At 59.1% G+C, this 25,189-nt stretch carries 21 protein-coding genes and 1 pseudogene; 7 read left to right on the top strand and 15 right to left on the bottom strand.

Translation table 11 applies throughout. The features are described 5' to 3' along the window. Nucleotides 1-178 precede the first annotated feature (178 nt). Nucleotides 179-676 carry a hypothetical protein gene (locus QRN20_RS15790; protein ID WP_029242009.1) on the top strand — a complete coding sequence of 166 codons (498 nt, stop codon included), beginning with the start codon at nt 179-181 and terminating at the stop codon, nt 674-676. A 3-nt stretch (nt 677-679) separates the two neighbouring features. Here the strand turns inward: QRN20_RS15790 and QRN20_RS15785 are convergent, their stop codons facing one another. From QRN20_RS15785 to QRN20_RS15765, 5 genes and pseudogenes are all read right to left on the bottom strand, one after another. Continuing rightward, complete coding sequence (locus QRN20_RS15785) at nt 680-2,296, bottom strand: ATP-binding response regulator (protein WP_032663790.1); 1,617 nt, start codon at nt 2,294-2,296, stop codon at nt 680-682. A gap of 38 nt (nt 2,297-2,334) precedes the next feature. Further along, nucleotides 2,335-2,958 (bottom strand): response regulator, encoded by a 624-nt coding sequence (locus tag QRN20_RS15780; RefSeq protein ID WP_285360752.1) that lies wholly within the window; start codon nt 2,956-2,958, stop codon nt 2,335-2,337. Between the two features lie 287 nt (nt 2,959-3,245). Further along, nucleotides 3,246-4,871, bottom strand: coding sequence for a methyl-accepting chemotaxis protein (locus QRN20_RS15775; RefSeq protein ID WP_122412274.1), 1,626 nt, complete (start codon nt 4,869-4,871; stop codon nt 3,246-3,248). 387 nt (nt 4,872-5,258) lie between these two features. Beyond that, nucleotides 5,259-6,155: pseudogene (locus QRN20_RS15770) on the bottom strand (proline iminopeptidase-family hydrolase); the annotation flags it as partial. A gap of 96 nt (nt 6,156-6,251) precedes the next feature. Continuing rightward, nucleotides 6,252-7,016, bottom strand: a complete 765-nt coding sequence (locus QRN20_RS15765) for a LuxR family transcriptional regulator (protein ID WP_029242013.1) — start codon at nt 7,014-7,016, stop codon at nt 6,252-6,254. Nucleotides 7,017-7,302: 286 nt separating this feature from the next. On the opposite strand from QRN20_RS15765, the gene QRN20_RS15760 reads away from it, so the two are divergent. Genes QRN20_RS15760 through QRN20_RS15740 form a run of 5 tightly spaced genes read left to right on the top strand, consistent with a single transcriptional unit; the run spans nt 7,303 to nt 12,650 of the window. Next, the gene (locus QRN20_RS15760; RefSeq protein ID WP_029242014.1) at nt 7,303-8,250 is read left to right on the top strand and encodes an ABC transporter permease; all 948 of its coding nucleotides are present in this window, start codon (nt 7,303-7,305) and stop codon (nt 8,248-8,250) included. After that, entirely contained in the window at nt 8,247-9,110 is an 864-nt protein-coding gene (locus QRN20_RS15755; RefSeq protein ID WP_029242015.1) for an ABC transporter permease, read from the top strand. The genes QRN20_RS15760 and QRN20_RS15755 overlap by 4 nt, the downstream gene beginning before the upstream one ends. Further along, entirely contained in the window at nt 9,107-10,111 is a 1,005-nt protein-coding gene (locus QRN20_RS15750; RefSeq protein WP_122412273.1) for an ABC transporter ATP-binding protein, read from the top strand. The genes QRN20_RS15755 and QRN20_RS15750 overlap by 4 nt, the downstream gene beginning before the upstream one ends. Next, the gene (locus QRN20_RS15745; RefSeq protein ID WP_122412272.1) at nt 10,108-11,088 is read left to right on the top strand and encodes an ABC transporter ATP-binding protein; all 981 of its coding nucleotides are present in this window, start codon (nt 10,108-10,110) and stop codon (nt 11,086-11,088) included. The genes QRN20_RS15750 and QRN20_RS15745 overlap by 4 nt, the downstream gene beginning before the upstream one ends. Before the next feature lie 47 nt (nt 11,089-11,135). Then, entirely contained in the window at nt 11,136-12,650 is a 1,515-nt protein-coding gene (locus tag QRN20_RS15740) for an ABC transporter substrate-binding protein (protein ID WP_029242018.1), read from the top strand. A gap of 251 nt (nt 12,651-12,901) precedes the next feature. Here the strand turns inward: QRN20_RS15740 and QRN20_RS15735 are convergent, their stop codons facing one another. After that, nucleotides 12,902-13,771, bottom strand: coding sequence for a sensor domain-containing diguanylate cyclase (locus QRN20_RS15735; RefSeq protein WP_058432421.1), 870 nt, complete (start codon nt 13,769-13,771; stop codon nt 12,902-12,904). A gap of 440 nt (nt 13,772-14,211) precedes the next feature. Between QRN20_RS15735 and QRN20_RS15730 the strand changes: the two genes are divergently transcribed. Beyond that, nucleotides 14,212-15,882: a BCCT family transporter gene (locus QRN20_RS15730; RefSeq protein WP_285360746.1), complete on the top strand. Its 1,671-nt coding sequence runs from the start codon at nt 14,212-14,214 to the stop codon at nt 15,880-15,882. A gap of 64 nt (nt 15,883-15,946) precedes the next feature. On the opposite strand, the gene QRN20_RS15725 is transcribed toward QRN20_RS15730, so the two are convergent. From QRN20_RS15725 to QRN20_RS15685, 9 genes are all read right to left on the bottom strand, one after another. Then, complete coding sequence (locus QRN20_RS15725; protein WP_285360744.1) at nt 15,947-16,672, bottom strand: 3'-5' exonuclease; 726 nt, start codon at nt 16,670-16,672, stop codon at nt 15,947-15,949. Then, on the bottom strand, nt 16,669-18,546 hold the full coding sequence (locus tag QRN20_RS15720; protein ID WP_122412269.1) for a DUF294 nucleotidyltransferase-like domain-containing protein: 1,878 nt from the start codon (nt 18,544-18,546) through the stop codon (nt 16,669-16,671). Before QRN20_RS15720 ends, QRN20_RS15725 begins: the two co-directional genes overlap by 4 nt. A 96-nt stretch (nt 18,547-18,642) precedes the next feature. Next, nucleotides 18,643-19,989, bottom strand: a complete 1,347-nt coding sequence (gene nhaA, locus QRN20_RS15715) for a Na+/H+ antiporter NhaA (protein WP_122412268.1) — start codon at nt 19,987-19,989, stop codon at nt 18,643-18,645. Between the two features lie 178 nt (nt 19,990-20,167). Next, on the bottom strand, nt 20,168-20,854 hold the full coding sequence (locus QRN20_RS15710; protein WP_096767251.1) for a GntR family transcriptional regulator: 687 nt from the start codon (nt 20,852-20,854) through the stop codon (nt 20,168-20,170). A 5-nt stretch (nt 20,855-20,859) separates the two neighbouring features. After that, nucleotides 20,860-21,246 carry an oxalurate catabolism protein HpxZ gene (gene hpxZ / locus QRN20_RS15705; RefSeq protein WP_029242025.1) on the bottom strand — a complete coding sequence of 129 codons (387 nt, stop codon included), beginning with the start codon at nt 21,244-21,246 and terminating at the stop codon, nt 20,860-20,862. Further along, on the bottom strand, nt 21,246-21,923 hold the full coding sequence (locus QRN20_RS15700) for a cysteine hydrolase family protein (RefSeq protein ID WP_122412266.1): 678 nt from the start codon (nt 21,921-21,923) through the stop codon (nt 21,246-21,248). Before QRN20_RS15700 ends, hpxZ begins: the two co-directional genes overlap by 1 nt. Next, on the bottom strand, nt 21,920-23,455 hold the full coding sequence (locus tag QRN20_RS15695) for an ABC transporter ATP-binding protein (RefSeq protein ID WP_122412265.1): 1,536 nt from the start codon (nt 23,453-23,455) through the stop codon (nt 21,920-21,922). Before QRN20_RS15695 ends, QRN20_RS15700 begins: the two co-directional genes overlap by 4 nt. A 2-nt stretch (nt 23,456-23,457) precedes the next feature. Next, nucleotides 23,458-24,144: a biuret amidohydrolase gene (gene biuH / locus QRN20_RS15690; RefSeq protein ID WP_122412264.1), complete on the bottom strand. Its 687-nt coding sequence runs from the start codon at nt 24,142-24,144 to the stop codon at nt 23,458-23,460. Nucleotides 24,145-24,146: 2 nt separating this feature from the next. Continuing rightward, nucleotides 24,147-25,166 (bottom strand): formamidase, encoded by a 1,020-nt coding sequence (locus QRN20_RS15685; RefSeq protein WP_122412263.1) that lies wholly within the window; start codon nt 25,164-25,166, stop codon nt 24,147-24,149. Nucleotides 25,167-25,189: the final 23 nt, after the last annotated feature.

The raw sequence follows: 25,189 nt of genomic DNA, 5'->3' as shown, positions 1-25,189 counted from the left end.
AGTACATCTGCACTATAGCCCTGTCTCGGTTGAGCCCCTTACCCTACTCAACTAGCTGATATCGAATCTTCTATGCACATCCATCTTCAGGGCCGCTGGTTACAGCGGCCTTGCGAGACGTGTCGTGCCGGATTTTCGATAGACCTTTAACGATAGGCTGATAGTGGAGAGCGCTGGAATGGGTGTGTATGGCCGAATGGCAAGGTTAAAAGGATTGATGGCGGCGTTGGCAATACTGTCGACACTGACAGCCTGCTCTACAGGCGGTGGCAATCCGCTGGATGCAATTACCGGTGAATCGAAGTATTCGCCGGCGTTCATAAAAGCTAATATCATCCCTGGCAAATCTACCAAAGAGCAGATTCGCCAGAAGTTCGGGGCACCGACGTCTGCGCAGGACGACGTCGCCGATAATACCTCGGACTGGTCTTACTATCGCAGCGACTCAGGTTTCAATGCCTTGAAGAAAGTGGCTTATAAGTACGCGAACAAATATGGTTCCGGAGAGGTCGGGTCGGCCATGTGGCAAGGTGAATCACGTATTGGCGATGCCCAGGAAGTGATGGACGATGCCAGTACAGTGACAGGAACACAGTCAACCGGACGCCAGGCTGACATCAGTACCATCTATATTTATTTCAAAGGCAGCGTCGTTGACCACTACAGCACGCGCTGACCGTTAGCGCTCGGCAATATACTGACCGCTGGAGGATGGGGTTGAGCCCACCTTGAAACTCAGCAACAGCGAGCGAAGTTCGGCGGGGCGGACCGGCTTCGAGAGCACCGGAATGTCCGGGTCATTCAAAGCCTGGCGGACGTGTTGAAGTTCGTGGCCGGTGATCACGATGGCGGGGATGCGCCGGCCTTGCAGCCGGTTCAGGTAAGCAATGCAGTCAGCGCCTGATGCACTGCGGTCTAGATCGAAGTCGGTGATGACCAGATCACAGTCAACGTGAGCGTCGGGAATGCTGACAGACGTCTGGACCTCACACCCCCACTTGCTCAATAACATGGCAGTGGCCTGCAGCACGTTCTGGTTGTCCTCGATCAACATGACCCGCAGCCCTCCGAGCAGACGCTTGTTCCAGTCGATGTTGGAAGTCTGGACGGGCAGACTGGCCGCGACAACGGGCAATCCTGCAACCATGACCACCGTACCGCGCTCTGGAATAGAGTGGATATTGACCTTCAATTTCATGAGGCGGGCGATGCGACTGACAATGCTCAGGCCCAGCCCGACACCTTCGATATCCCGGTCGCGCTTTTCCCGCACGCGATAAAATTCGTTGCACAGGTGGGGCAGGTGCTCGGCGGGAATACCGCGACCCTGGTCATAAACGCCGATGTCGAGCTTGCCCTTACGCTTGCGACAACCGATGAGTATCGGTTTGCCGGGGGCGTATTTGAAGGTGTTGGAAATCAGATTCTGCAACAGCGTACTCAGCAGCGCCGGGTCGGTACGGACGTGGTGTTTGCTGTTGCGCACGCGAATCTGCACACCGGCCCAACTGGCTGCCTCACTGTTCTGGCTCGCCAATCCCTTGAGCAATGCGTCCAGATCTACCGTCTCCAGGCGTGGCGTGACTTCGCCGCGATTGAGCGTGTAGATGTCCAGCAAGGAGCGGAACAACTGCTCGACCGAACCCAGCGCGCGGTCGATGTTGTCGACCAGTCGACGCTCGTTGTCACCCAGACTGGCGTCGCGCAGGCAGGCGGTGAACAGGCTGATGGAGTGAATTGGTTGTCGCAGGTCATGGCTGGCCTGAGCCAGAAACCGTGACTTGGCCTGGTTGGCCTCTTCGGTTTCCTTGAGGGCCAGGTGCAGTCTTCCGAGCAGAAAGTAGACGAACAACGGCAGCACCAGCATGGTCAGGATCATCATGACTGCGACCGCGTGGTGTTCGCGCAGGAAGGGTGTCAGGGCAATGATGATCAGCAGGGAAATCATCGAGAAACCGGTCGCCAGCAACAGGTAATTGCGCCCATAGCGCATGCCGTAACCGACCGTCATGCTCAGCATGACCGAGTACACCGGAAGCAGCGCTTCGCCGCCCACGGTGATGGTGACGATACCTGCCAGATTGTCAGTGACCAGCGCAAACAGGCGTCGCCTGCCGGAAGCCCCCGGCCGCTGGGCGATGCGCACAATCAGGCCGATCGTCACGATGGCGAAACCCAGGCAGTAGCCCAGAATCACGAACATGCGCTCTTCGGAGATTTCATCCAGCGCATACGTTATGAGCGTGTACAGCGTTGAAGTGGCAATGACGGCCATGCGCAATAGCGCCTGAGTCATTTCCAGATCAATGCGTTTGGGCAATATCGACATGACGGTTACTTGATGGACAGGCTGGAAAATTGCGCGGCGGCAGCAGATCGGGTGGGCACACCCAGTGTCTTAAGTAGGCTGGAAACATGAATGCGAACGGTAAAGGGCGAGATGCCCAGTTCCTTGGCAATCTCCTTGTTGGTCTTGCCTGACGCGACCAGTCCCAAGACTTCTTTTTGCCTGCTGGTCAGGTGGCTGAGTGCAGACATTTCCACGTCACCCAGAATCGAGCCTTCCGGCTTGTACTTGACCACGACATCGCCATTGCGAATGGCAATGAACGCTTCGGCGATGTCCAGCGGATCGATATTCTTGCCGATAAAGCCATCAGCGCCCTGCGCCATGACTTCTGAAATAGTGTCCATATCATCGACCATGGACACCACTATGATTGAGGTGCGCTTGAACTCCTTGCGAAGTTCGCCAATGGTCTGCATTGAAACAAGGCCGGGGAAGCGCAAGTCCAGCACCAGCGTGTCAATCTCGTCACCCGAGCGCGCCAGTTCAAGCACTTCGTCAAGATTGCCAGCCTGTTCGATCACCGCGTCGGGCACCAGGCGTTCTACAGTACGCAGCATGCCCTCACGAAATAACGGATGATCATCGGCCACAATAATTCTGCTGGGCATGCCGCATACTTCCACTACTCAGAGTAGAGGGCATCATACCTGATCAAGCGTGTGTATCGTGGCTGATACAGAGACTATTAACGTATATCAAGTCTGAGTAATGGCGGTTTGTTATTAGTCGTGCACGCTTGTAGTGCAAGTCGTGTTGCTAGATGAACCATTCAAGAACAGGTTTCCATACTAATCTGCACTTTCGTTCCATATTGCCATGTGGATGGCCCGTTGCGCATCCCTCTGAATAGCAACAACAGGCGGGTGATTATCAAACGGTTTAGCCAGGTTCCACATTACGTCCTGAATCGCAGCACCAGATTATTCATGTTCACGGCAAGCCTGGACAATTCATTGCTGGCCAGCAGTGTCTGGCGAGTGCCTTCGCTGCTCTGGATCGCGAGATCACGAATGCTGATCAGGCTGCGATCCACGTCCCGTGCAACGTGAGCCTGCTCTTCCGATGCGGTGGCGATCTGCAGGTTGCGGTCGTTGATTTCAAGCACCGAATCGGTGATCTGAAGCAGCGACTGGCCAGCGTCTTCGGCCGTCTTGCGGGTGCTGTGCACTTCCAGGGTGCTCTTTTGCATGGATTCAACGGTGGCGGAGGAACCTGCCTGGATGGCAGAGATCATCTGTTCGATTTCCTGCGTCGACGTTTGCGTGCGGTGAGCCAGTGCGCGCACCTCGTCAGCCACCACAGCAAAGCCACGGCCCTGCTCGCCTGCACGTGCAGCTTCGATGGCTGCGTTCAGCGCCAGCAGGTTGGTCTGTTCGGCAATGGCGCGGATGACGCTGAGCACTTTGCTGATGTCCTGCGCCTGATTGGCCAGTGCGGTGACCTGGGCCGATGAGCCTTCGACCAGATGGGTCAGGCCCTGCATCGCGGTCAGCGTTTCTGTCACTCGCCTGTTGCCCAGCTCAGCGGCTACGCGAGACTGTTTCGCCGCCTCGGAAGTTGACGTGGCATTGCGCGCAACTTCTTCTACCGCAGCACTCATTTCATTCACGGCGGTGGCCGCCTGTTCGATTTCGCTGTTCTGCTGTTGCAGGGTCCGGTCGGCGCTTTCTGTAATCGACGTCATTTCGACCGCCGCAGTGCTCAGTTGTGTCGATGCGCCGGAAATCTGCTGGATGGTGTCGCGCAGGTTCTTCGACATCAGGTTCAGCGCGTGCATCAGTCGCGACGCCTCATCCTTGCCGGTCACTTCAAGTTGCCGGGTCAGGTCACCCGCAGCAATGTCTTCTGCCAGCGACAGTGAAGAACCGATCGGCTCGACAATGCTGCGCGTCAGAGCGACGGCGAGGAACACCGTGAGAATAAAGGCAACGATCACAACGATCAGAAGTACTTTGACACTATGGTCATACACCACAGTTGCATCGTCACCGGAGCGCTTGGCTTCCTGTACGTTTTGCTCACGCAGGCCGGTCAGCTTTTCCTGATACGCAACTGCGCGTTGCGCCTGCTCTGTGTTGGCGAACACGAGGGCTTTTTCATGATCCGTCGAGTCCAGCGCAATGACCTGTTTCACCCCATCGATGTACTGCACCATCTTTGAGCCGGCGTCGTCGAAGTTGACCCGGTCCTGCTCGCCGGAAATCAGGTTCTTTCGGTAGAACTCACTGCTCGACTGGAGCGCTCCGATGGCGTCATTGGTTTTGGCGACGGCCGTAGAATGGGAGGCCGGCTCAGTGGTAGCCAGCATTCGGATACTTTCCAGGCGCGCATGGAGCAGGGCGACCTGAATGTCATCGATGACCTGAACGCTGGGAAGCGAATTCAGCGAAATGTTTTGTTCGGCCGCCCGAAGATGGCCCATCTGAACGTACGAAAAGGCACCGAGCCCGACCAGCAGGACCGTGATGATGCCGAAACAGAGCGAGGCCCTGCGTGAAATATTGAGGGATCTGAGGTTCATGTCTGCCTCCGGCGGCAAAGCGTCTTGCGGGGGATAGAATGTCCCCTTCGTATGAACAATATTTCTGCCGGAGTCGAACTTTATTGAGTCGAATGCTCATTAAAGATTATTCATTTAAATACACGTTACTGGAAGTAGCCTGGCGCTTTTTAAGGGCGTCAAAAACGGGTTTATAGATTTTATCTATCCCGCTAATAGAGGATATTAGTTAAGTATTTACTCTACGTTTTTAGCGCTTTTTGAGAGTGAGGTTACGCAGTTTTGTAAGTATCCGACCGGTATTAACCTCAAACGAGTGTATCGAGAGCGGACGAGGCCGATCGCATGGAGTAAATGCTCTTCACTTTCGACCTGACGCCGTGGCGTTGCATCAGGCGTTTGCAGATGCGCCGCGCCATCCAGAAATTTCGCGACGACACCCATGCAGGCCGTGCGCTCTTCCACGTGCGGCATGTGGCTGGACTCTTTGAAAACCACCGCCTGAATGCCGGGGACGTTGTCCTCGTAAGGCTTTACCACTCGCGGCGTGGCTTCGTCATAACGGCCGGAAATCAGTAGCGTCGGCACTTGAACGAGGTGCAGGCGATCAATGATGGTCCAGTCTTTCATGGTGCCGATCACATGAAACTCGGTCGGTCCGTTCATGGCGTGGTAAACGGTCGGGTCTTCATCAATCTGGTCGAACGTACGCTGCACTTCCTCAGGCCATGGCTTAACACGGCACACATGACGGTTATAAAAGAGGCGAGACGCTTCCTTGTATTCCTCGTCCTGCAAAGTCCCCGCCTGCTCGTGCCGCAGCAGCGTTTTCTGTACCGCTTCCGGCAGCTCCCGGCGCAGGCGGTTGGCTTCGCTGACCCAGGTGTGCATGTCGGCTGGCGAGTTGGCGATGACCAATGCTTTAAGGCCGGATGGCCTGAGTACAGCATGTTCGGAGGCGAGCATGCCGCCCCAGGACTGACCCAGCAGGGCATAGTTGTTGGCGATATCCAGATGCATCAGCAGGTTGTCCAGCTCCGCCAGAAACAGCTCGACTGTCCAGAAATCCGCTTTTTCGCCCTGCAAATGAGTCGACTTGCCGTTTCCCAACTGGTCGTAATGAACGACGGCGCGGCCGGTGCTGGCGATGTCCTTGAACGCATCCACGTAGTCATGGGTGCAGCCGGGACCTCCGTGAAGGATGACCAGCGGCGTGTGGGGACCACGCAGATCGCCAGTGATGCGATACCAGGTCTGGTACTGGCCAAAGGGTGCGTAACCTTCCTGGATCATTATCTCTGACATGCTGTCGGTCTCCCGGTTATGGATCGGGGCACCTTAGCGCTGTTTTTCGTCAGCGATAACTGTAAGAAATGATAGGTTTTGGCCCGAAACAAAGGGTCAGCTGTCCAGCAACCTATAATGTACGGCGCGCACCACGGCCTGTACGCGGTTCTTCGCACCGAGCTTCTGCATGGCAGAGTTGAGGTGCAGTGTCACGGTGGCGACGGAGCGATTGAGGTGCTGGGCAATTTCCCTGGCGGTCAGGCCTTCGGCAGACCAGCGCAAGCATTCGCGTTCGCGGCGCGTGAGTTTGATTGCCGTGCACGAGTGCATGGCCTCGTCGAACATCGGGTAAGCCACTTCCTGAAAGGCATGAGCCAGCAGGCCGAACTCGGCGAGACTTTGTCGGGCGTCTTCCAGTGCCGCGTCGCTGCTGTCCGAGCAGATACCGGTGAGCGTTGCGAAGCCACCTTTAGGCATGTGGATTGGCACGGTCACGCCGCAGGTCATGTGGAATTCGTTCAGATATCGCACCACGGGTGTGTGCAGGTCCTTGATCACCGTGCGCAATACGGTTTCCGCCTTCGGTTGGTAAGACCACACAAATGGCGAGACGCTGTTTACCGCCAGTTGTTGAACAGGGTCGATCTGGTAATAGCCCTTGCGGCACCAGAGCGTATGCCAGTCTTCGGGGGCATTGCGCAATGTCAGCAGTGAAGGGGTGATCAGTGCACCATCATGGGCCACGGGCACCGGGCTGTAATCGTAAACCACCGAGTCGAAACCGAGCCCCGACGCAAGCATCCATGCGCAGTCCATCTGCTGGTCCAGCGTGGCTGCAGACTGTAGACGTGTATTGAAATCCGACAACCTCACGTGCATGGCATGACTTCCTTTGTCACTCGACCCATCGAACGACAACTATAGCAATGAACGAAGCAAGGAAAGTGCCACGCGCATGAATCCGGACGATCTGCGCGTTGAAAACCTATAAGAATTGCTAGCTGTCACCCGATGGACGGCGCGATAGGGTTGAGTCATGACCTGCCGGGGATAACGGTAGGCGAAGGGCGTTTTCCAACGGTTCTGACGTGTCGTTCTATCATGAGAGGCCCGCAGCGATTTTTCGGTCCTGCTCGATCTTTCTTCAACCACCTCGGGACACGCAATGAATCTGGGTCGTTATCGTTTCATTCTCCAGCGCCCGTTGCAGCTGCTGCCGGTGTTGTTCGGTATCAGCCTGGTGACCTTCATTCTGGTGCGCTCGATCCCCGGTGACCCGGCGCGCATCCTGCTGGGTGCACGCAGCACGCCCGATGCGCTGGCCAACATTCGCGCTCAATACGGGCTCGATCAGCCGATGTGGATGCAATACGTCTATTTCATGAAAAACCTGCTGCAGGGCGATATGGGCAAGTCGCTGCTGTACAAGATCGATGTCCTGAAACTGATCGTCACACGCCTGGAACCGACCCTGTTTCTGGTGTTGGGCAGCGTCCTGCTGGCGCTGCTGATTGCTATCCCGCTCGCCACGCTGGCCGCGCGCAATAAAGGCAGTTGGGGCGATAACCTGATTCGTGTGTTCACCACCACCGGACTGGGCATGCCCGCGTTCTGGCTGGGGATCATGCTGATCCTGCTGTTCAGCGTGAAGCTGGGCTGGTTTCCGGTATCTGGCTATGGCAACGACTGGCTCGACAAGCTTCATCACATGGTGCTGCCGTGCCTGACCATCGCGCTGGCGCTGTCCGCAGTGCTGGTGCGAAACCTGCGCGCCAGCATGCTGATGGAGTTGCAGGCCGATCACGTCACCGCAGCCCGAGCCAGAGGCGTCAGTGAAGGCGCCCTGTTTCGCCGTCACGTGCTGCCCAACTCGCTGGTGCCGTCCATCAACCTGCTGGCAGTGAACATCGGCTGGCTGATCAGCGGCACCGTGGTCATCGAAAGCCTGTTCGCCATTCCGGGCATTGGTCAATTGCTGGTGCGTGGCATCTTCAGCCGCGACTACATGGTGGTGCAGGGCGTCGCGATGGTGCTGGCCTGCGGGACGGTCATGGTGAACTTTCTGGCGGACGTGGCCACGGTTGCGGTCGATCCACGGGTGAACATCAAATGAACACGGCCCAGACCCATGCTCCTGCTCAATGGCGTACGCGTCTGCGTCTACGCTTGCGCAATGGTCGGCTGGCCATGCTGCTCGGTGGTTCGCTGCTGGGCATGTGGCTGCTGCTGGCGATATTCGCGCCGTGGCTGGCGCCCTATGATCCGATCTTCCAGAACACCGAATTGCGCCTGATGGGGCCGCACCTGGCCCACCCGTTCGGCACCGACAATTTCGGGCGCGATATTCTTTCCCGCGTGATCTGGGCGGCCCGTGTCGACCTGCAGATCTGCGTGCTCGGCGTCATCTTCCCGTTCATGATCGGCACCTTTGTCGGCGCGCTGTCCGGCTACATTGGCGGTCGCGTCGACAACCTGTGCATGCGCGTGATCGACATCGTGCTGGCGTTCCCGTTTCTGGTGCTGATGCTGGCGATCATCGCAATTCTCGGCCCCGGCCTGACCAGCTTCTATATCGCCATGGCGCTGGTGGGCTGGGTGTCGTATGCGCGTCTGATCCGCTCGCAGATTCTGGTGCTCAAGGAAAGTGACTTTGCCCTCGCGGCCAAGAGTCTGGGCTTCGGCCACCTGCGCATTCTGTTTCGCCACCTGCTGCCCAACGCGCTGTTCGGCTCGATTGTGTTTTCCATGTCCGATGCGGTGCTGGTGCTGCTCAGTGGCGCAGCGGTCAGCTATCTGGGACTGGGCGTACAGCCGCCGCTGGCGGAGTGGGGCACGATGGTTGCCGAAGGTCAGGCGTTTTTGACCACGGCCTGGTGGATCTGTCTGTTTCCGGGCCTGGCCATCGTCACCCTGGCCATGGGCTTCAGCCTGCTGGCGGACGGCGTGGCCGAAACGTTGGGAGAACGTCGATGAACACGCCGGTACTGAAGGTCAACGACATGAGCGTGGTCGCCTGCAACCGTGGCCGCGAGGTGACGCTGGTGGATCGGCTGTCATTCAAGCTGCATCAGGGTGAGATTCTCGGTCTGGTCGGTGAGAGCGGTTCGGGCAAGACCATGGCCTGCCGGGCCTTGATGCAGTTGATGCCATCACCGGACCTGCAGGTGCGCGGTGGATCGGTGCTGCTCAACGATGTCGATCTGCTCACACTCGACGCGGCACGGATGCGCGCCATGCGTGGGCGTCGCATCGGCATGATCTTCCAGAACCCCAGCAGCCACCTCGACCCGTTGATGCGCATCGGCGAGCAGATCGGCGAAGGCTTTCGTCTGCATCAGGGGGCGTCGAAGCGCGAGGCGAGGGCACAGGCCATCGACCTGTTGCGTCAGGTCGGTATTCCCGATCCGGCGTCCCGCGTGGACAACTATCCCCATGAGTTTTCCGGTGGCATGCGCCAGCGCGCCATGATTGCCGTTGCGTTGGGCTGCGGGCCGCAGGTGCTGATTGCCGACGAGCCGACCACCGCGCTCGACGTGACCGTTCAGGCGCAGATCCTGCGGTTGTTGCTCGACTTGCGTGATCGCCACGGGCTTTCGCTGATCATGATCACCCACGACCTGGGCGTGGTGGCGCAAACCTGCGACTCCATCGCCGTGATGTACGCCGGTCGCCTGTGCGAGCACGGCAGCAAACGCGATGTGCTGGCCCGTGCGCGACATCCCTATACGCGCGGCCTGATCGAGTGTCAGCCCGCCAGCAGTGCGGGCAATGCGCTGTTGCGCACTATTCCCGGTCAGCCGCCGCTGCTCGATGCACTGCCCGAAGGCTGCCGGTTCCATACGCGCTGCACGCACGCCGGTCCGGATTGTGCTGCACAGTTACCGTTCATGCGTTCTGTCGGCGACAACCACGCCGCTGCCTGCCATTACCCGTTACCGGTGACGTCGACGCACACCGAAGAGGTGCACTCATGAGCGGCCCGACGTTGCTGAACGTGAATGATCTGGTCGTGCGTTTCCCGGCTTCCGGAACCGGTTTTCTGGGCATGCACAAACAATGGGTGCAGGCCGTCAACGGTGTGTCTCTGACCATCGGCGCAGGCGAGACGCTGGGGCTGGTGGGCGAGTCCGGTAGCGGCAAGAGCACGCTGGGCCGCGCCATTCTGCGCCTGAATGACGTGACTTCCGGGCAGATCGTTTTCGATGACGTGGACGTGGCGCAGGGCAGCGGCATTCATCTGCAACGCCTGCGCAGCGAAACGGCAATGATCTTTCAGGACCCGTTCTCTTCGCTCAATCCACGCATGACCATCGGCGCCACGTTGGCTGAGGTGCTGCATGTGCAGCGCAAGGTCGCCAGGCCCGACATTCCGGCGCGCGTTATCGAACTGCTGGACATGGTCGGCCTGCGCCCGGAGTTCGCCGACCGTAAGCCCGGCGCCCTGAGCGGCGGGCAGTGTCAGCGGGTCGGTATCGCCCGCGCGCTGGCCATCGAGCCGCGGCTGATCATTGCCGACGAGTGCGTGGCCGCGCTGGATGTGTCGATTCAGGGCCAGATCATCAACCTGCTGCTGGAACTGCGCCAGCGCATGAACCTGGCCATTCTGTTCATTGCTCACGACCTGGCCATCGTGCGCCGGCTCTGTGATCGGGTGGCAGTGATGTACCTGGGCCGCATCGTCGAGGAAGGACCTGTCGAGTCGGTGTTTCTCAGCCCGCGTCATCCCTACACCGCCGCCCTGATTCAGGCGATCCCGGAAATCGATCCGGACCGCCCGTTACCCAGCGAACCGCTGCAGGGCGAACCGCCGAGCCCGCTGCATCTGCCGGACGGCTGCGCGTTTCATCCACGCTGCCGTTTTGCCCGAGCCGATTGTTCCAGCATCGCACCGCCCACGCGTCATGTGGGCGAACAGCGCTACGACTGTGTGCTTGAAGAACCCGTTTTCTGATCCCGTAATCACTATCCGTTCTCGATACCGACAAGGAGTTTCCGTATATGAAAGCACGACCTGTGAAGTTGCTGACCGTCGCCATGCTGGCGGCCTGTTCTCTGGCTGCCGGGGTGGCGGAAGCCGCTGGCGTGCTGACCATCGGCCGTCGCGAAGACGGCACCACGTTCGACCCGATCAAGAGCGCGCAGAACATCGATAACTGGGTGTTTTCCAACGTCTACGACGTGCTGATCCGCGTTGATAACAAGGGCACGAAACTGGTGCCGGGGCTGGCAGAAAGCTGGAGCATTTCACCGGACGGACTCACCTACACCTTGAAGATGCGCCCGTCGAAGTTTTCCGACGGCTCCGAGCTGACTGCCAGCGATGCGGTGTTCAGCCTGCTGCGCATTCGTGATGACAAAGGCTCGCTGTGGAGCGACTCGTACAAAATCATCGACACCGCTGTGGCAAGCGACCCGCACACGCTGGTGATCACCCTGAAACATCCGTCGGCTTCGTTCCTCTCGCAACTGGCGCTGCCCAACGTCTCGATTCTTTCCGAGAAAGCCATGAAAAGTCTGGGCGAAGAAGCCTACGCGGAAAAACCGGTGGGGTCGGGTGCGTTTACCGTCAAGGAGTGGCGACGTGGCGACCGGGTGATTCTGGAAAAGAACCCCAACTTCTGGGAAGCCTCGACCGTCAGCCTTGACGGTGTTGAGTGGATCTCGGTACCGGACGACAACACTCGCATGCTCAAGGTCCAGGCCGGCGAGCTGGATGCCGCGATCTACGTGCCGTTTTCCCGCGTGGAGACTCTGAAGAAAGACGCCGGTCTGGTCGTACATGAAGACCCGTCCACCCGCGAAGATCACCTGCTGATCAACCATGAGCATGGCGCACTGGCGAAAGTGGAAGTGCGTCAGGCGCTGGACATGGCCATCGACAAGAAATCCCTCGTAGAAGCCGCCACCTTCGGACTGGGTACTGTTGCCAATTCCTACATCCCCAAAGGCGCGCTGTATCACTATGCTGACAACCTGCAACGCCCTTACGACCCGGTGAAAGCGAAGAAAATGCTGGCCGACGCGGGCGCTTCAGACCTGAAACTCAATTACATCGTCAACGCAGGCAACGAAGTCGACGAGCAGATCGCCGTCATGCTGCAACAGCAACTGGCCAAGGTTGGCGTGACCACCACGCTGCAGAAAGTCGACCCGAGCCAGAGCTGGGACATGCTGATCGCCGGTGACTACGACATCTCCGTGATGTACTGGACCAACGACATCCTCGACCCGGACCAGAAGACCACGTTCGTGCTCGGGCATGACACCAACATGAACTACATGACCCGCTACAAGAACGACAAGGTCAAGGAGCTGGTTGCCGCCGCCCGCGTGGAAATGGACCCGAAAAAACGTGAGCAGATGTACATCGACCTGCAGAAAATGGCCAAGGCCGACGTGAACTGGATCGACCTCTACTACAGCCCGTACATCAGCGTGTCGCGCAAGAACATCGAACACTTCGGCCAGAACCCGCTGGGTCGCTTCACGCTGGAGGAGACGGTCAAGCGTTGAGGTTCGGTGTTGTCTCGTCGCAGACCCCAGACTGTGGGAGGCCTCACGACGTCTTTGACGTAGCGCTGTAGCGCAGCAAACTCAGTGGGAGCGGACTTGTCCGCGAATGCAGTTTTTCAGCCACTGCATATGCATCGGATGTACCGGCCTTTTCGCGGACAAACGGAACGCCGCCCGGTCCGCTCCCACAAATTGAGCCTCTTCAGTGGTTTACAGGTTGTTTGATAAGAAACGGTTTTTTATTCAGCTGGTTACATTTTATTGCTGAAAGGCCGCTGCCTTTTGACCCGGTACATATCGCCGTCCGCATGGCTGAGCAGGGTGTCGGCGTCTTCCCCATCTGCCGGATAACACGCGACGCCGATGCTGCAGGACGGCATGGCTATCGCGCCAGATGCCTGATGCAGCGGTTCAGCCATGGCCTCGAGAATCTGTCTGACTTTTATGGAAACCGCTTCACGGGACGGGATATCCGTCAGCAAAACCGTGAACTCGTCACCGCCAACGCGGGCCACTGTGCCTGCATTTCCAATACAACGTTCCAGTCGCCGAGCCACCGTGCACAGCACCTGATCGCCCGCAGCATGCCCGTGCACGTCGTTGATGCCCTTGAAATCATTGACGTCCAGGAACAGCAGCGCCAAAGAGCTCTGGTCATGACGTGCAACTCGCAAGGCTTCGTCAAGCCGTTCGTTGAAAAGCGAGCGGTTGGTCAGCGCTGTCAAAGGATCATGATGGGCCAGAAAGCGTAACTCTTTCTCGGCCTTGGCCAGCGCCGTCACATCACGCGCGACGCCGATCCGTGCGCCGACTTCTTCAGACCAGAACGCCGCCCACAGGATGTAGACGATGCTTCCATCCTTGCGAAGGTAACGGTTACGGAAATCGAAGTGCGGTTGCCCGTTCATGACCCGGTCGATAGACGCTTTCGTGGCCGCCAGGTCTTCAGGGTGCATATAGCCAGTAATCTGCGTCCCGACCAGCTCGGCAGCGCGATAGCCCAACAGCGTCTCGCACGCATCGCTGACGAATACGATCTGGTTGTCGCTGTCGACCACAAAGACCGTATCCAGCATCAGATGGATGAGCTTGGGGTAGAGCGCTTGGAGGTCAACGGGCATGTTCAGGAACGTCCGGGTCAGGTCGTCCCGATCATAGCCTGATCATCGACTGGCGCGTCGAGGAAATGATGGCTTTCTGATGCTCTTTCAGCGCGTGCCCGGCGCGTTGTCGATTGAGTGTCCTGCGTGTTGTTGACGATCGTCACCACGCTCCTGCGCACATCGTTATGCGCTCGACTCAATGAATCCGCAATCTGTGCCATTTGTGACGCGGAGCGTCACGGGAGGCATGCCCACGCGGAGCGATGGGCACGATCAGTGTTGAGGCGGCATTCTGAACTTTGTGGGCCGGGCGTAGGTCTGGTCCGGGTGGTCGTGGCAACGGCTTAGTGCGTTGTCATCTATTGTTACCATGAAACGCTTAGACTCGTTTTACCATAGGAACAGCGAGGATTCAGACGGCTGCATGTTGTAGCGTGCTGTTTATAAAGGAGGTTCTTGTGGATAAAAAACCTGAAAATGATGTGCCGGAACAAACGCAGAATGCCAGTATCGAAGGCATCCCGGCACCGAGCGGCGACGCTAATCTGATCGATACGGACTATGTGATTGGCCAGGATAATATCAAGGGCCAGTTCTCGTTCTCGCTTGATATCCACGGCAAGGTTTTCATTATCTCGGCCGCGACGGTGGTGCTCTTTGTCGTGCTGACACTTGCACTTCAGGCCGAAGTAGAGCCGCTCTTCAACGCGATACGCAACTGGTTGACCGGGCATCTGGCCTGGCTGTTCATGAGCGTGGCCAACGTTTTTGTCGTGCTGTGTCTGGCGCTTATTGTGTCGCCGCTCGGCAAGGTTCGTATTGGCGGCAGGGAAGCCAAACCGGATTACACGTATGTGGGCTGGTTCTCAATGCTGTTCGCCGCAGGCATGGGCATCGGGCTGATGTTCTATGGCGTTGCCGAGCCGATGTCCCACTATTCTGCGGCAATGGATGGTGTCAGTGTCGATGCGGCGGGCTTGCGTACCGACTGGGCGCCATTGGGCGGCGCGCAGGGCGACATGAAGGCGTCGGCCGATCTGGCGATGGCGGCGACCATTTTCCATTGGGGTCTGCATCCGTGGGCCATTTACGCAATTGTCGCGTTATCGCTTGCACTGTTTTCCTACAACAAGGGATTGCCGCTTTCGATCCGCTCCATCTTCTACCCGTTGCTGGGTGAGCGAGTGTGGGGCTGGCCCGGGCATATCATTGATATTCTGGCGGTGTTTGCCACGCTCTTCGGCCTGGCCACTTCGCTGGGGATTGGTGCCGAGCAGGCTGCTGCGGGTATCGAATATCTGTTTGGTATCAAATCCAGCAATTTGAGCAAAGTCGTGCTGATCGTGGGCATTACGCTGATTGCACTGTGGTCGGTACTTGCTGGTCTGGATAAGGGCGTGAAGTTGCTGTCGCAGGTCAATATGGGACTTGCGCTACTTTTGCTCGTCTTCATTATCGTGGTGGGTCCGACAGTGGCCATTTTTACCGGGTTCTTCCATAACCTGGTCAACTACGTCGAATACCTGCCCGCACTTTCCAACCCGTTCGGACGTACCGATACCGAGTTCACGCAAGGCTGGACAGCGTTCTATTGGGCATGGTGGATCAGTTGGTCTCCTTTTGTCGGGATGTTCATTGCACGCGTCAGTCGTGGGCGTACGGTCCGCGAGTTCCTGATTTCGGTCCTTCTGGTTCCAACGCTGGTGTCGGTGTTCTGGATGACGACGTTTGGCGGCACGGCCATCGATCAGGCAACGCTGCAAGGCGTGGTCAGCGTGAAGGATGCCGTGCTCGAGCTGAAGCTGTTCGCCATGCTGGGCGAGCTCCCGCTCAAGGAAATCACCTCGTTCCTGGGTATCGTTCTGGTGATCGTGTTCTTCATCACCTCGTCCGACTCCGGCTCATTGGTGATCGACACCATCACCGCTGGCGGCAAGGTCAACGCGCCGGTTCCTCAGCGTGTTTTCTGGGCCGTCATTGAAGGCGTTATCGCCATTGCCCTGTTGCTGGGCGGCGGCCTGGTCGCACTGCAGGCGATGGCGGTTTCGACCGGTCTGCCGTTTGCGATTGTGCTGATGCTGGGCTGTATCTCGCTGGTCAAGGGGCTGCTGTCCGAGCCACGCTCCTGATCTGACGACTGAACGCAGCGAGCCTTCGGGTCGCTGCGTTCAGGTCATCCTTCGCTTCCAGTCATCAACTCCATACCTCACCCACGGTCGTCGATGGCGCATAGTGCGTGGCTATCTGCGCTTGCAGCAGCTCCGCCGTTGCCAGTGCGTCGGTCAAGGCATGGTGCGCAAGGTACTGCGGAAGATGGTAGCGACTGCGGCTGTCGGCCAGCCGGATCGACACCGGCTGACGCCTCAGCAAGCGGTCAATCCACCCACGTTTTTTTCGGTACAGACGCGCTTCCAGTTGCATGGTGTCGATGACCGGAAACTGAAGCCCTTCACCAATCTGTCTGCGTAATGCCTGATCGAGGAAGTTGCGCTCGATGGCTCTGTAATGCACCACCATGATCTTGCCTGCCATCGCGGCCAGCAACTGCTCCATCACGTCGGACAGCTGCGGCGCACTGTGGATGTCTGCGTGGGTGATGTGGTGAAACACCACTGAAGCGCTGCTCAGCTCGGTGGGAGGTTTTATTACCCAGTACAGTGACCGGCCGCACTGTATGCGCTTTAGGATGAAGGGCATGATGCCAATGCTGACGATGTTGTCGGACTCGGCATTCAGCCCAGTGGTCTCCAGGTCCATGGCGAGCAACGGGATCTCGTCCAGAGGCTCATCTGCTCCCGGAACGCCGGAGCGATAGTAGTTCTGCAGGAGCGGATGGCGGGACGTTTGCGCCAGTCGGTCAAACGTCTCTCGCCAATTCAGGGGCGCAACGTCTTGGCCTGGCTTCACGGTCCGGCTCATCGCAATGACCGCGATTGGCCCGGATAGCGAAAACGCAGGAATTTCTGCGCGCTGCTGAGCACTTGAAAGGCCTCTTTCAGGTTGTGGCGCTCGCTGGTAGTGAAACGCTCCGGCTCGATGTAATTGTCGGGTTCCTGTCCCTGTTCCATCGCCTCCGCCTGATGACGAATCCGCACCATCGATAAAAACTCAAGCGCATAGCGCAGGTGCTGCAGGCCCTCCGGCTGGATCAAGCGTGTCGCGCTGATGGCGTCCAGGCGATCGAACGAGTTCTGCGCGGTTGAGCCACAGGCCAGTGCATGGACGCGAATCAGGTCGGTCAATGGCGCAGTCCCGCGTCCCTTCAGATTGATGATCTGCTTCTGGCGACCATCGGTTTCCATCACAAAGGTTCGGAAGAAGCCCAGCGGCGGCGTCCGATTGAGCGCATTTCTGGCCATCGCTGCCAGAAAGTCGGGGTTTTCCTTCGACTTGTCGGCGCACAGCGTCTTGAGCGTTTCAACCAGATGCAGCTGCCCGTATACGCCGTCCAGATCGAAAAAAATACAGCTGTTGAGGAGGGTCGCAGCACTGGGCTTTTCGATCCACTGCGTGAAATAGGATTTCCAGACATGCAACGGCTGACGCCACTGCGCGTTGGTGGCCATGATGCCGCCCTTGCAATAACTGTATCCGCACGCCGCCAGTCCGTCGCTGACGAAGGCGGCGAGCTTTTTGAAGTAGTCGTCATGCAGGCCGGGATCAAAACTGTCGTCCAGTACCAGCGCGTTGTCCTGGTCGGTGACCAGCAACTGTTCGTCCCGCGCCATGGAACCCAGCGCCATGAAGCAGTACGGAACGGGAGCCGGTCCCAGTTCCCGCTCGCCCAGTTCGAGCAGACGCTGCGTAAAGGCGCGGCCGATTCCGGAAATGGCACTGCCGATCATGTGTGCGGTTGCGCCGTCACGAACCATACGGATGTACGTGCCACGAAGATCGCGCAACAAGGACTGCAGGCCCGAAACGGACGTCTGGTTGGAAATACTGTTGACCAGATACAGGCTGCTCTGTGACTCGTGTCGAATGATGTCCGAAAGGTTGATCAGGCCCTTCGTACGGCCGCGATCCATGACCGGCAGGTGGTGAATGTTGTGCCTGAGCATGCACAGCATCGCTTCGAATACCGAGTCGTTGGCCTGAATCGTTACAGGGTCGGCCGACATGACCTGCGTAATTTCGGTATCGCCACTCAGATTGGCCGCCACCACGCGGTTACGCAGGTCTCTGTCGGTGACAATACCGAGCATTTTTTCGGCACCGTCGGCAGGCTTGTCGAGGACCACCACGCAGGAAACGCTTTCCTTGCTCATCAACTGGGCTGTCTGCTGCACACTGGTCTGTGGCGAAACCCAGACCAGCGAGCGGGAAATCAGCGCCAACGATTTGAGTTGAATCAGCTCGCTGGCGCGTCCCTGGGCTTCGACTGCTGATTTGAGTCGCGAGTGACCTTCGGCTTCGACGAAATCGGCGAAGCTGTCATGGCGTTCGCACAGCTCGGCAAACATGTCCGAAGGGATGAAATAGATCAGGCTGTCTTCGAGTGCTTTGGCCGGGAAGCGAACCTTGTTGCTTCGCAAAAGCCCCGCCTGGCCGAAAATGTCACCTTCGACCAGCCGGTTGTAGAGCTCTCCCGTGCGGCGGTAGATCTCAACCGCGCCGCTGCGCACATAGTGCAGATCAGTGATCTGCGACCCTGCTTCGAGAATGACGCTGCCTGCCCTGAAGTAGCTGACCTCGATTCGCTGGGCAATCATGTCCAGCGTGTCTTTGGGCAATACGTCGAAAGGCGGGAAGCGATGAAGGTGATCGCTGATCTCCTGAAGTTCGATCTGCATGAAACCTCGTGCGCTAACGTGTGTGGGCGGACTGCCCGTTCGCTGGGCAATCCGTCTGGCGAACCTTATGGACCGTTATCGGAGCGCAAAGATCGATCACCGGTTTCCGAATTTAAGCTTGCCCCATATCAGCCCGATGATCGCGGCGGTTGACGAGGCGGCCAGCACGCTGAGTTTGGCCGACGACAGCAGGGCTTCATCCGAAAACGCCAGGGATGCGATGAAAATGGACATGGTGAAGCCGATACCGGCCAGCAACCCGACCAGAATCACGCCCGCCCAGGTCACGCCTTCCGGTAGCTTGCAGATATTGAGTTTGACCAGCGTCAGGCTGGCGAGAATGACGCCCAACGGTTTGCCCAGCACGAGCGCGAGCATCACGCCCAGAAACACGCTTTGGGACATTGTGTTATCCAGGTTGGCCCCTTCCAGATTCACCCCGGCATTGGCCAACGCAAACAGCGGCATGATGCCGAACGCGACCCAGGGATGCAGCGCCACCTGAACACGAAGCACCGGTGGCAGGACTTCGCGCTGCGCTTGCCTGAGCTGCTTGAGGGGCTTTGCCAGTTCTTTCGGGTCGTCATTGGCGTGAGAAAAGCGGCCCATCAGCTCCTGAAAGGTGCGTCCGATCGTTTCCATAGGACGCTCTCTGGCTGGCCGGGAATTGACCGGCGTCATCAGGCCCAGGATCACGCCTGCCAGCGTCGGATGAACCCCTGTTTTCCAAAGCCCGAACCAGACGATGGCGCCCGGCACAATGTAGGCGTAAGCCTTGCCGATCCCCATGCGCTGCAGCACGAGCACCAGTGCGAGACCGCCAAGGGCGATGAGCAGGCCGTTGTAGTTCAGGCTTTCGGTGAAGAACACGGCAATGATCAGAATGGCGACGATATCGTCGATGATCGCCAGTGCCAGCAACAGAATACGCACGCCACTGGGAATGGATTTGCCCAGCAACGCGAGGACGCCCACCGCAAAAGCGATGTCAGTGGCGGTCGGGACTGCCCAGCCTGCGTTGGCGGCGGTTCCGTGGTTCAGCGCGATGTAGATGATGGCGGGCACCATGACGCCGCCCAGTGCAGCCCCGAGCGGCAGAATCGCCAGCTTCATGCTTGCCAGTGCGCCATCCCTGATTTCCTGACGGATCTCTGCACCGACGACCAGAAAGAAGATCGTCATCAGCCCGTCGTTGACCAGAAAGTGCAATGACTGGGAGATTCTGAAATCACCCAATCCCAGGCTCACCTGGGTGTGCCAGAAATGCTCGTAACTTTCAGCGGCGGGGCTGTTGGCCCACACCAGCGCCGTCAACGCTGCAAGCAGCAGCACGATGCCGCTGACCGCTTCGATGTGCGAGAACCTTTCCAGTGCGGACAAGGCGCGCTCTGTCAGAACCTGAGGGCGGGGAATAACCGGGGCGGCGTGCTTTCTGTCAGACACAATGACTCTCCGTTGGCGGCCCGACCAACGCGTCACTTTTAACCTGCACCGCGCGACATGCGTCGATACACCCGCGGCGATGATAAGAAGCCGGGCTATGAGATGCAATTAATGATGTCGAGATGTGACCGTCTGGTTGCCCGGTCACGCCGCTTCAGGTGAGCCTCTACCTTGCCGCTCACGCCTGATGCTGACGCCGCGCATCGGTCAGCATCGAGATGGTCAGCTTGCGGACTTCCAGCTTGCTGATCTCCACATGAGAGCGCAGCAGCAACAGCGCTTCATCACGCTTGCGGGCCTGAAGGGCGTTGAGGATGGCAGCGTGTTCGAGGTAGGTGTGTTCAATGCGCGCGCTCTTGAAGAAGTCCAGGCGCCGGACGATGCGGATGCGTTCGGTGACTTCGTGGTGCACGCGGGCCATTTCCTGATTGCCTGACGCAGCCACCAGTTGAGTATGAAACTGCTCGTCGAGATCGGCGACCACTTGCATGTCAGTGTGCCGTTGGCTTTTGTCCACCAGCCAGTGTCCACGCAGGATGTTGAGTTCCGGGTGAACCTCGGCAGAGGCGCAGATACGTTCGACGGCCGCGCACTCCAGCACGATGCGCAAATCGTAGAGCTGGTCGATCTGGGTGAAGTCCAGCGGCTTGACCGACCAGCCCCGACGAAACTCGACTTCCAGATAACCCTCGCGCTGCAGGCGGTAGAGCGCATCACGAACCGGCGTGCGTGATACCTGATAACGGTCGGCCAACTGGTTCTCGGTGAAGCGGTCGTAGGGCAGCAGGTAGAAGTCGAAGATTTCCTGTTTCAGTCGACGGTAGACGTCTTCGGCCAGCGCGTTGGTGGAGTGGGGCGTGTTCACAGCCTTCACTCCAGCGTGCTCAGGTCGATGCTGACATGCGCGGCAACGACTTTCCACGCGCCCTCGAAACGGGTCCAGGTCTGCATCTGGCGCCCCAGCCGTTGAGTGACGCCATCGTGAAATTCGGTGCTGACGGTCGCGAAGTCTTCGCCGAAAGTGCTGACGACCGTGCGCACCAGTTGCCGTCCGGGACCGACGGGCTGGCAATGGCGTCGATACAGCGCAATGGCTTCAGCACCGTGCAGGTTTTCCGCCACGCCGTAACGCACGGTGTGTTCCGAATTCCAGAAATAGTCATCCAGCGTTGTCAGTTCATTGGCCAGCAACGCGCGTTCGTAATCGATGAACGCATCGGTGACGGCGGCCACCACATGGGGCAGGTTGATATCCATCAGTGTGTACTCCTTGTCTGTAGTGCCTGCTCCAGGGCTGACAACGACGTCACTCGACCGACAATGCCGCCCTGTGCGGTGATCATGTCGAGCGTCGCTTGCTTGAAGGCGGGAAAGTAACTCTCGGTGGCGTCTTCGATCAACAGGCAGCGGTAACCGCGATCATTGGCTTCGCGCATGCTGCTCTGCACACAGACCTCCGTGGTCACGCCGGCGAAGATCAGGTGAGTGATGCCCGCTGTGCTCAGTCTTCCATGCAGGCCCGTGCCGAAAAACATTCCCTTGCCGGGTTTGTCGATGACCCACTCGCCAGCAATCGGAGCCAGGGCGTCGATGATCTGATTGCCCGGCTCACCATGCACCAGAATCCGGCCCATCGGTCCGGCATCGCCGATGCGCAGGCCCGGCAGGCCGTGTTCAAGTTTGGCGGGTGGGCAATCGGCGAGGTCTTCGGCATGGGATTCGCGGGTGTGGATCACGGTCATGTGTTGATCGCGTGCCAGCGCCAATAGCTGTTGAACCGTCGGGATGATGGCTTGCAGCGGCAGCACGTCGTTACCCAGCGCAGCGCCGAAACCTCCGGGTTCGAGAAAATCGCGCTGCATGTCGATTATCACCAGCGCCGTGCTGGCAGGGTCGAAGGCAAAGCGGGTCGGTCGGGCGCTGACGTCGATCATGCGGACTCCTTGTGCGAATGTTCAGCGCCCGCCATGTGTCGGCCCAGTTCGGTGCGGTCGGCGGTGTTCGCGAGTGTTTCGAAGACCAGCTCGCCGTCGTGGATCACGGTGATACGGTCTGCCAGGGTCAGCAGTTCGTCGAGGTCTTCGCTCAACAACAGCACGGCGGCGCCGCTGTTGCGAGCGTCGATCAGGCGTTGGTGGATCAGCGCCACGGACGCGAAATCCAGACCGAACACCGGGTTGGCGACGATCAATACGGCGATGTCCGAGGTCAGTTCGCGAGCCAGCACCGCGCGTTGCACGTTGCCGCCGGACAAGGTGCCGATGGGGCGGTTCGGATCGTTGGGCGTGACCTGAAAACGTTCGATCAGACCGCGCGCCTGAGCGGCGACCGCGCTACGGTCGATGCGCCAGCCCTGACGGCACAGCGGTGGGCGGTCAAAGTTGCGCAGGGCCAGGTTGTCGGCAACGCTGAGCCCGCCGATGCACGCATTGCGCAGCGGCTCTTCCGGCAGGCTGAACACGCGCAGGCGCTGCATCTGTTGGCGGCTGGCGTGATAAGGCTGACCGTCGATCAGCACGCGTCCGGCGCTGAACGGCCGTTGGCCCAACAGCGCTTCGGTCAGTTCGCGCTGGCCGTTGCCAGAGATACCGGCAATGCCGAGGATTTCTCCGGGCCGCACTGACAGGCTCAGCTTTTTGATTGCCAGCGTGCCCTTGTCGCCGGGCACATCAAGCTGCTCGACCTGCAATTGCGGAGCATGTTCAGGCACGGGCGGCCGATCACCGCTGACGCTGTTGGTTTGCGCATGGCCCATCATCCACGTGGCCATTTGTTGCGTCGTGGTGTCGGCGACCGCGCTGCTCGCCACCCAGCGACCCTTGCGTAACACGGTGACGTCGTCGGCGTAGGTGCTGACCTCGCGAAACTTGTGGGTGATCATCAGCACCGTCAGCTCGCCACGGTGCGCCATCTGCTGCATCAGGCCCAGCACCTCGTCGGCTTCCTGCGGCGTGAGCACTGAAGTCGGCTCGTCGAGAATCACCAGCCGACGTTCCAGATACAGCTGCTTGAGAATTTCCAGCTTCTGCTTTTCACCGGCTGCCAGACTGCTGACGGGTCGTTGAATGTCGAGGCGAAACGGCATGCGTTCCATGAAGGCCTGCAGGCGTTCGTGCTCTGCGGTCCAGTCGATACGCCACGGCAGATCGCCACGCGACAGCACCAGATTTTCCGCCACGCTCAGGCCCGGCGCGACAGTAAAGTGTTGATACACCATGCCGATCTGCAACTGGTGCGAGTCGCGTGGATTGCGGATTTCGTGCTCGCGGTTATTGACCAGAATGCTGCCCGACTGCAACGGGCCGTAGCCGATGATGCCTTTGACAAGCGTACTTTTGCCGGCGCCGTTTTCGCCCAGCAACGCATGGACCGTCCCGGCCCGCACCTTGAACGACACGTCATCCAGCGCACGAAACGCGCCGAAGCTTTTGCTGGCGCCAATGGTTTCCAGACTCAGGGCGCGCATGGTCACGCTCCCAACACATCGCGAAGCATCGACGAATGCCCGACCGCACCGAACACACCGCCCTGCATCTTGATCATGCTCAGGGCAGCGGCATGGTTGGCCGGGTCGGTCGCGCCGCAGCAGTCTTCCAGCAGAATGCATTCGAAGCCGCGATCGTTGGCGTCACGCATGGTGGTGTGCACGCACACGTCAGTCGTGATGCCGGTGAGGATCAGGTTTTCGATGCCCCGGTTACGCAGTACCAGCTCAAGATCGGTGGCGTAGAAAGAACCCTTGCCGGGCTTGTCGATCACGATCTCGCCGGGCAGCGGAGCGAGTTCATCGATCAGTTCCCAGCCGGGTTCGCCGCGTACCAGAATCTTGCCGCACGGGCCGGGATCGCCAATGCCCGCGCCGATACGCTGTGAGCGCCAGCGCTTGTTGGCGGGCAGGTCGCTCAGGTCCGGGCGATGGCCTTCGCGGGTATGAACGATGGTGAAACCCAGCGGACGCATCAGCGCCAGCAACCCCTTGATCGGCTCGATAGGCGCCCGGGTCAATGCCAGGTCGTAGCCCATGCTGTCCACGTAGCCGCCGACGCCGCAGAAGTCGGTCTGCATGTCGATCACGATCAGCGCGGTGTTGCGTGCGTTGAGCTTGCCGTTCCACGGCCAAGGATAAGGCTCGGAAGCGAGGTAACGTTCGCTCATCGTTATGACTCCTTCCACGTCGTCGGAGTGGGTTTGAACGTACGCTCGGGCGTATCGAAGCCGCAGGCGCGGCCATCGGTGTGCACCACGTCGGCTTCCCACGGCAGGCGATACTGCCCGGCGGCCAGATCGTGCATGTAGGTGTAGGGACAGTCCTGCGCGCCGCCGTTGACGGCGACATAACCGCGATGGCCGAACTGATAGATGTTGTTTTCCACGCCCCAGTTGATCCGCGCTTCGCGGACCAGATCCGGGCGCAGTTCGCAGCAGACGATTTCATCGGCACGTCCGCCGCCCTCGGCCATGATCGTGCCGTCGAAATCGACGAACATCGCTTCGCCCATCGAATCGAACGTGCCGTCGGAACCGCACATGCAGACGCTGGCGGTCTGCATCAGGTTGGTGAAGGCGTTGCTCTGGTTGGTGATCTTCCACGAATGGCGAATCGGCGCGGTATAACCCGCCGTGCGCAGCATGATGTCCGCGCCTTTGTAGGCGCACTCGCGGGCCATCTCGGGAAACATGCCGTCGTGGCAGATGATCAGCGCCAGCTTGCTGCCGCGTGGACCGTTGCACACCGGTATGCCCAGATCGCCCGGTTCCCAGGGCTCGACCGGCACCCACGGGTGCAGCTTGCGGTAGTACAGTTGGATCTCGCCCATGTCGTCGACGATCAGACCGCTGTTGAACGGGTTGCCGTGCGGGTTGGCTTCCATGATCGAGAAACAGCCCCAGATGCGGTGATCCCGACAGGCCTGACGCAGCGCCGCGACTTCGGGACCGTCCAGGCTGCACATGATCTCCGGTGCCGTGCTCATGGACAGACCGTGCAGCGAATACTCGGGAAACACGATCAGGTCCATGCCGGGGTTGCTGCGCCTTGCCTTGGCGACCATCGACACCACTTTTTCGGTTTGCGCCCACAGTGCCTCGCGGGTGTGCGGGTCGGGAAGCGCCAGTTGCGCCAGACCGATCACCACGCCGTTGGGCGATTTGTTCAAGCCACCAAGACCACTTGCCATGTCATGCCTCCTCTGGAACTGTA

It is taken from the genome of Pseudomonas sp. fls2-241-TYG-175, from assembly GCF_030209155.1.
Taxonomy (GTDB): domain Bacteria; phylum Pseudomonadota; class Gammaproteobacteria; order Pseudomonadales; family Pseudomonadaceae; genus Aquipseudomonas; species Aquipseudomonas viridiflava.
This window is presented reverse-complemented; position numbering and strand designations above follow the sequence as displayed.